At 52.0% G+C, this 7,035-nt stretch carries 8 protein-coding genes; 2 read left to right on the plus strand and 6 right to left on the minus strand.

Annotation, left to right across the window (positions count from 1 at the left end):
- The coding region (locus VSS37_RS16325; protein WP_324696919.1) for a nucleoside 2-deoxyribosyltransferase at nt 1–359 on the plus strand (359 nt) is incomplete at its 5' end.
- Nucleotides 360–387: 28 nt separating this feature from the next.
- Here the strand turns inward: VSS37_RS16325 and VSS37_RS16330 are convergent.
- The 4 genes from VSS37_RS16330 to VSS37_RS16345 are packed head-to-tail and all read right to left on the minus strand — an operon-like array spanning nt 388 to nt 2,966.
- Nucleotides 388–813: a hypothetical protein gene (locus tag VSS37_RS16330; protein ID WP_324696921.1), complete on the minus strand. Its 426-nt coding sequence runs from the start codon at nt 811–813 to the stop codon at nt 388–390.
- On the minus strand, nt 813–1,229 hold the full coding sequence (locus tag VSS37_RS16335; RefSeq protein ID WP_324696923.1) for a TrfB-related DNA-binding protein: 417 nt from the start codon (nt 1,227–1,229) through the stop codon (nt 813–815). The genes VSS37_RS16330 and VSS37_RS16335 overlap by 1 nt, the downstream gene beginning before the upstream one ends.
- Complete coding sequence (locus tag VSS37_RS16340; RefSeq protein WP_324696925.1) at nt 1,216–2,202, minus strand: ParB/RepB/Spo0J family partition protein; 987 nt, start codon at nt 2,200–2,202, stop codon at nt 1,216–1,218. The genes VSS37_RS16335 and VSS37_RS16340 overlap by 14 nt, the downstream gene beginning before the upstream one ends.
- Nucleotides 2,199–2,966, minus strand: a complete 768-nt coding sequence (locus VSS37_RS16345; RefSeq protein ID WP_028489531.1) for a ParA family protein — start codon at nt 2,964–2,966, stop codon at nt 2,199–2,201. The genes VSS37_RS16340 and VSS37_RS16345 overlap by 4 nt, the downstream gene beginning before the upstream one ends.
- Before the next feature lie 580 nt (nt 2,967–3,546).
- On the opposite strand from VSS37_RS16345, the gene VSS37_RS16350 reads away from it, so the two are divergent.
- Nucleotides 3,547–4,527 carry a replication initiation protein gene (locus VSS37_RS16350; protein WP_051543377.1) on the plus strand — a complete coding sequence of 327 codons (981 nt, stop codon included), beginning with the start codon at nt 3,547–3,549 and terminating at the stop codon, nt 4,525–4,527.
- A 217-nt stretch (nt 4,528–4,744) separates the two neighbouring features.
- Here VSS37_RS16350 and VSS37_RS16355 read toward each other — a convergent pair whose 3' ends face one another.
- Together VSS37_RS16355 and VSS37_RS16360 are read right to left on the minus strand one after the other, a co-directional pair.
- Complete coding sequence (locus VSS37_RS16355; protein WP_324696928.1) at nt 4,745–5,101, minus strand: antirestriction protein; 357 nt, start codon at nt 5,099–5,101, stop codon at nt 4,745–4,747.
- Between the two features lie 144 nt (nt 5,102–5,245).
- Nucleotides 5,246–6,523 carry a hypothetical protein gene (locus tag VSS37_RS16360; RefSeq protein ID WP_324696930.1) on the minus strand — a complete coding sequence of 426 codons (1,278 nt, stop codon included), beginning with the start codon at nt 6,521–6,523 and terminating at the stop codon, nt 5,246–5,248.
- Nucleotides 6,524–7,035: the final 512 nt, after the last annotated feature.

Below are 7,035 nucleotides of genomic sequence, written 5' to 3' on the forward strand. Positions count from 1 at the left end.
GGTGGGTCAGTTTTCAATTGATGGGGTGGGTCAGTTTTACATCGGTGGTGACAGCTGCCCGGCAGGAGATATTCCGGCGCTGCAAGGACGGTCTGGACAATGCCCATATCGTGGTGGCCTTGCTGGATGGAACACAGGTGGACGATGGCACAGCTTGGGAAATAGGTTACTTCTTCAGCCGCAAATCAGCAGGGCAAACCATCATCGGTATCCGCACCGATTTCCGCAAAGCCGGTGAATCCGCCACTGCCATTGTCAATGCCATGATTGAGATGGCGTGTGACAAGATTGTGCATGACCGAGATGATCTGGTGGGTGTTGTATTGCAGGCATTGGAACAGCCATCAGCTCGCCAGTGATAGCCGGAATCTGTAGCATAAAGCCCGGTTAGCTCCCATCAGTAGCAGGTAGCTTTGCCAATATCCAGTCCGGTTGGTAACGTTTGCCAGCCAATAGGGAATCCCACAGGATGAAGGTTTCGAAAGGGATGGTGGTGAGGTTGGTGTGGTTATCCTTGAGCAAGCGGAAGGTCTTCAACAAACGTTGTACCCGTAGTTTCCCTGCGGCCTCCAACAACAGCACCACCGGTTTTTCCAATCCCGGTAATGAATGCTGACCTGCCCGGTTGCGAACCACCCAGGCACTGGCCTGACCACTACCCGCCAGCACATAACAGAAGGTTTGCCCTTCTTCAAACAGCAGTCCTTTGTGCTGCTTACCTGCTACAACTTGTGCAGGACGGCCTGCCACCAGACGCAGTGAATACAGCCCATGTTTGCCTGTCAGCAGCAGATTTGGGTATGCGTCCGGCATTAATGGTGTGCTGTCTGGGTGTTTGCAGGATTGCTGTTATTATTCCTTTGTACCGCAGCCAGTTGTTGGACTTCCAGTTCACGGATACTTTTTGCCATGCTGCGCGGCAGGTAAACAACCACAGGTTCCCAACCCTCCGGGATACCTTGTTCCGGCATGATTTCCCGCATCAGACCAATAGCGGCTTCACGGGCAGCATCCAGTTCTGATAGGTTCAGGTGCTGCCATGCAGTGGCAACCCTACCAACGGATTTCCTGACGGCCTCTTTGGAAATATCCAGTACAGAGGCTGCTGTCTCCAGCGTTTCCCCTGCAACCAGTACCCGCCATGCTGCTTGTTGGGGACGTTCCCTAAAACGTTTCAGGGTGGCAACTGCCCGCCTGAAATCCTCCTCTGACAACCTACAGTTGATCATGGATGACCTTTAACATCGCTTTGTTGAGAACAATCGTGCGGGTTGGTGTTTGCAGGAAAATCTCTTCGTCTCCCACCCGGAAATTGACTACATTTTCCGGCTTATGTTCTGCCTTTGGGGCAACTTTGGGTTTGCTTCCATCCTGTTGTACGCTTGCAGGCACTGGCTTGTGTTCAACCGAAGCTACAACAGTGGCAACAGCCGGTTTTGGTTCGGTCTGAACAGGCGTAACGGCCTCCATTGACCCGGAATTTGTAGCAGATACGGGGGTTTCGTCCTGGTTAGCACCGGCTGGCTTTGGTCTGTCCATCTGGAAAAACAACTCGGCTACTTTTTCCCGCAAACTGCCCCGTGATTCCGGGTGCTGGATCCAGTTTTCAATGAATTGTTTGCCCTCTTCCGGGTGCTTTTCCGTGAAACGGGCGAGCTGATAAGTACCCATCACATCGGTGCTGTCCCCCTCTTCAATGAAGGTTTCGATGATGCCGCCAACAGTGCCAATTTTGACCCGCTGCGAGATCCACGCTTTGGGTTTTCCCAGTGACTCTCCGGCAGACTTGGCTGATCCACAAAGCTCACACATTTTCATGACTGCCCGCACTTCATCCAACAGAGTGAAGCCTTCCCGGTCAATGTTCTCAATGATCTGGGCTGCTGCTAGGGCAGTTTGTTCAAATTCGCGTACTACAGCAGGAATGGTATTCAGACCAGCAATCTGTGCAGCCCGCCAGCGACGTTCACCGGCCACAATGATGTAGCTGTCAAACGCATTCCCATTACGTACCACAATCGGTTGAATGACACCTTGTGCCTTGATGGAATCCGCCAGTTGCTGCAACTTTTCGGGGTCAATCGACTTGCGGGGTTGTTCTGGGTCGGGGGAAATCTGGTGCAATAGCAACTCGGCAATGACGGTAGTATCTGCTTCCAGTTCTGCGGCTAGGGAACCTAACCCGAAATCATCCTGTTTCATCCTTTGTTCCTCATGCCCATTTTTTCCATAATTTCCGCCATGACTTCCAGCATCTCGACTGCGGCTACCCGTGCAGCACCACCGTTGGGTTTGTCCCATACAGCCTTGCTGTCGTAGGCAGCATTGGCAATAGCTGAGCGGTCTGCCAGTGGATTAGCAATCAACTGTCCCGGCAGCAGCTCCTGGAATTTCTTCACCATTTCCACCTGTTGTGAATTCCGGCTGTTCCAGCGGTTCAGCACCAGTCCGAGAAATTTCAGGGACGGGTTGTGTTTGCTGCGCACTGCCTTGATTTTGGCGTACAGGGACTTGACCCCACGGATGCTGTACGCATCAGGGATAACAGGAGCTACAGCAAAATCAGACGCAATTAACGGGGCCAGCATGGAGAATCCCATGGATGGAGGGGTGTCCAGGATCACCAGATCAAAAGTGGCAGCGAAGCTGCGCAAGCGTTGCCGATATAGCTGCACGCTCTCAAACGGCAGGCGTTCAATTCCCAATAATCCGTTGTCAGCGGGTATCAGTTTGAAGTCTTCACCGTCAATGCTATGCATGGGTGCTTCCTGCCCTTCCAGAAACAGGGCTGATGCTCCGGCTGTAGGTGACTCAACATTGAAGAAAGCACTGATATTACCTTGGGCATCCATGTCGATGATCAGGACAGATAGCTTCTTGCTACGTGCATACAGGGCAAGGTGTGATACAAGGGTGGTTTTTCCTGTCCCCCCTTTGTGGATCGCCACCGTCAGGATTTTTCCCATGGATGTCCTCGTGTAGTCAGGTTCTCATTTAAAGCCTTAAATACAACCTTTATAACAACCTATAGAGGTGCGTACCATTGGCTTTAGCAGTATCTTAGACCTAATAACCGAAAAAACAACCTTCAAAGGGTTAAGCGGGGAAGTTTTACATGAAAAACTCGAATCCCAACCCGGAATTTGTAGCACGGAACCGGAACCAGTCACCCAATTCCTGACTAGAACACCTTTACTGGCTAAAAATCCAACCAATGTAAAACCATCCCGCTATCACTACTGCGAAATAATGTCCATATCGCCCTTTAATTTCCCCAAATCGTTAGTCAGGAGAAGAAATCCATCATCATCCTGGTATAAATACCTTGGGGTTTGGGGCAAAGCCCCAAGACAAAGAGCGTATGACCGAAGGGAATTCCTTGTAGGCTGTCCGTAGGACAGGGCGAAGCACCTTTAGGTGCGAAGGGTTGGGTCTTTTTACCTTGAAGTGCTTGGTTATCCACAGATTTTTGTGCGTCTACTATGACTTGTTTTTAAATATTTATCTTGTTTTCTTTTTTTAAGATTTTAGGATTGGATTTCTTTTTTGTTATCATTGGGTTACAATGGTTATCTGCTACAGATTCCGGCTGTTCGTGCTACAGATTCCGGGTTCAATGCTACAGATTCCGAGTTCGTGCTACAGATTCCGGCTGTTCGTGCTACAGATTCTGACAATCCACATTTTATCAACAAGATACCAACAGAGTTATCCACGGATTTTTGTGCTATCCTTCTGCTACTGCTACAAATGTTTGTAGTTGTAGCAGCTAGTGAAGGATTGCAGCACGTGGATGATATTACCAACTGGAAAGTTACCAAATCCAATGAACTGGTGAAAGCGGGTTATACGTTGAGTTTGAATGAGCAACGTCTGATCTTGTTTTGTATTGCCCAAATTGACTCAAGGAAGCCTTTTTCACGTATCAAGGCGGTGACTGCGGCTGCTTTTGCGGCTGCCTATACGCTTGAGACTCGCCATGCTTATGAAGCCTTAGAGGATGCAACAGAAAGGCTGTGGAACCGGGAAGTAAAGACCCGGTTTGAAGATGGCAGGGTTGAGAAGGTTCGTTGGGTTAGTAAGGCGACGTATGACAGGGGTAATGGTCGGGTTACGGTGAATTTTTCCCCGGAGATACTGCCATTTTTGACGCTGTTGAATGAGCGTTTTACCAGTTATGACCTGCGCTACATATCACATCTGACCAGTACGTATGCTATCCGGGTTTATGAGTATCTTAAGCAGTACGTGAAACTGCGGTCTTCTATCCGTGTGACGCTGGTAGATTTCAAGGAAATGCTGGAGTTGTCAGATTCTTATATGCGTTTTGCCAACTTTAAGGCACGTATTCTGGTTCCAGCCGTTGAACAGATCAACTCGCATACAGACTTGCGGGTATCCTGGGTAGCAATCAGGGAACAACGTTCGGTGGTGGCGATTGATTTCCGTTTCACAAAGGCATCGCAACAGGAAGAATTGCCCTTGTTGCCGGTGGTGGAAGATTTGGACGAGAGTGAAGCAGCCTAATTGCTACAAATTCCGGGTTGCCGGAATAATATAGGGTGTCCGAAGACACCCTTGCATGTGGGATGCTTCCGCATCACCCTGGGCGGTCATCGGCTCCTCAGCCTGTACCGCACTTATGACTATAGCACATCGTCCGCATTTTCCTGAATCCTGACATTTTGCCGTCCTGCTGGTATTTTGTGACGTTCGTCCTGCTTTACTCCCCTTGGGTACGTTTTTAGTCGATGGCACTGAAAATCAGGCTGGCTTCTGGGTGTTGTTCAGCATAATCCAGCAGCAGGTGGTACATGTCGCCACAGGTTTCGCACCCTTGGAAAGACAGGGCTGAGTAGGTAAACAGGCAGGCGACAATACCGGCAGCATCCGCGCCCATTTCCCCTGTAAAACCGTTTCCATCCCATTCGATAAGCAGTTTATCCGCCCTGCGTGGAGCCATGTAAAAGCTGCTGTTTGACAGCGTGTATAACTCCCATTGTCCTCCCTGATAGGTGCTGCATAGCCTGTCCATCAATTGGTAGACCGTTTGTTCTACTTGGGCGAAGCGCATCCCGAACAAGGCAGGCATCACCTTCATACGTTCAGTTTCAGCGACTTTGTGGGCATTGATAGGTTCTTTTACTGTTTCTCGACAGTGATAAGTTCCACCTCCCCGACCAGCATGTGGCTAGCTTGCAACCTTCCTTTTCTGCATCTTTAACTCCCTGATCGACATTGCTTTTTAAACCACCGATGCCAAAGCGGGGTGTTCATCCTCTTCATCGCCGTTGATGGCGTCACGAATTTTCCACCAGAGGCTCCGGGGAGGAGAATGCAAAAATTCCCGTGCCAGCAACGGGGCCAGAATCTGGCGGACAGTATTTTCAGAAGGCAGATGGCGGGAGCGGGTGCGTAAATACAGGATTTGCCGTTGCCATAGGCTATCAGCATATTTGAGGGAAAACAGTTGCAACAGACCCGCCGCAATGGAGGCGCACAGCACAAAGGATTCCATCGCCCGCCAGCAATCCCTGACGGCCTGGAGGTGTTGCGGGTGGGGTGGTTTCAGGGTGCGGTTGGACGTTGGCTGACGGGAATGGCGCGGCAAATGGCGGCTCCAGAAGTGGAAACGGAACACGCCCAGGGTATTTTTCAAGGTATCGAACAGGGTTTCAATCCGAACGCGGCGGGCGTAGAGACCCAGCACCACCTCGGCCTCCACGGTCAGGTCGTCACACATCAGCAGGATTGGCCCACGCGAAGTGATAGCCCAGACAAACTGAAGGTATTGGCCCAAGGGTCGCCATAACAAGTGGGCCGACATCAGTTGGACGCTTTCCTGCTGACCGTAAAGCGTGACCTCGACCGTTCGGAACAGATAGGGATGGTCAAACGCTTCCCACAACACCAGCTTGTCGCCATACTGGCGGTTCCGTCCCCGCTGGCCCGGCTGACGCGCGGGCGGCGGGCAGTAGGCAACATAATTCTTTTTGGCGCGGGTAATCACCCGCACCCCAGGCTGCCGCCCGGAAACCAACCACACCGCCTGTGTTTGCCGGAACACGCTGGCGCTGGCAAAAAAAGCGTCCAGCACCAGCCAGCAGGCACGCCCATTCATCCCCACAAAATCCACCGCCATCCGTGCCACCCGTTCCCCCAACCGCAGTTCCGTGGCGGTTTCCCGGACATGCTGGAAACCCTGGTGGAGTTGCAGAGCCAGCGGCAGGCAAAAACAGGCAGACCAGCTTCCCACCAGCAGACCCAGTGCGCCCCAGCACTGGCCCCGGAAGTAGGACGGCTTGCTTTGCGTCTCCGAGGTTTCCCGTAGTGAAACCACCCCCGGCATACGTCCACCATCCTTGACCACATGGGTATGGTCGCCCAGCAACACCAGACGCCCACCCACTTCCAGGTGTTGCCCTTGCCCCAGTACCCACTGATGCCAACGGTTACGCAGGCTGTCCAGCCGATAGGAGCGGGCACGAAAAAAAATGGAGCAGCCGGTGATAGCCGCGTTCATCCGACACCCAGTAGCGGCAGAGCGACGTGACCCCGCCCATCTCCGTCCCACACAGAAAACCCAGGATGACCGCACAAAACAGCAGCCAACTCCGCTGGCGGGAAAAGACACTTCTCAAGTCGGCAAGGGCATGGTATAGGTCAGTTAGCATGAAATCCCCTCTGAAGAACTGAAGGTGTGGTAGCCAACATACTTTAAGGGATTTCATGCAACTTGGCTTGTCAGCACGACTGATGAGCAGGGCGAGAACTTACGACTGTCGAGACTGTTTCATCCGTCATGGTTTTGTCCTGCTTCTGCTTGCCGTGTGTCCCAGCACTTGGGTCGGTGGCTGTCTGTTGTTCCCTTCGGCCTGCCACAACCCTCTACGCTGTTGTGGCAGGTTTGGTGTTACCTTCAGGCGCTTTCCCTTGTCAGGACAGGTGAGGCCAGCCCGATGAGGTAATCAGTAGCCCGCTGTGCCAGCGTTGATGCCCGGAAAATGGCTTTGTGGTCGTCTTCCAGCATTTTTA

Origin of the sequence: Candidatus Thiothrix phosphatis (assembly GCF_035668035.1) — a bacterium.
Taxonomy (GTDB): Bacteria; Pseudomonadota; Gammaproteobacteria; order Thiotrichales; family Thiotrichaceae; genus Thiothrix; species Thiothrix phosphatis.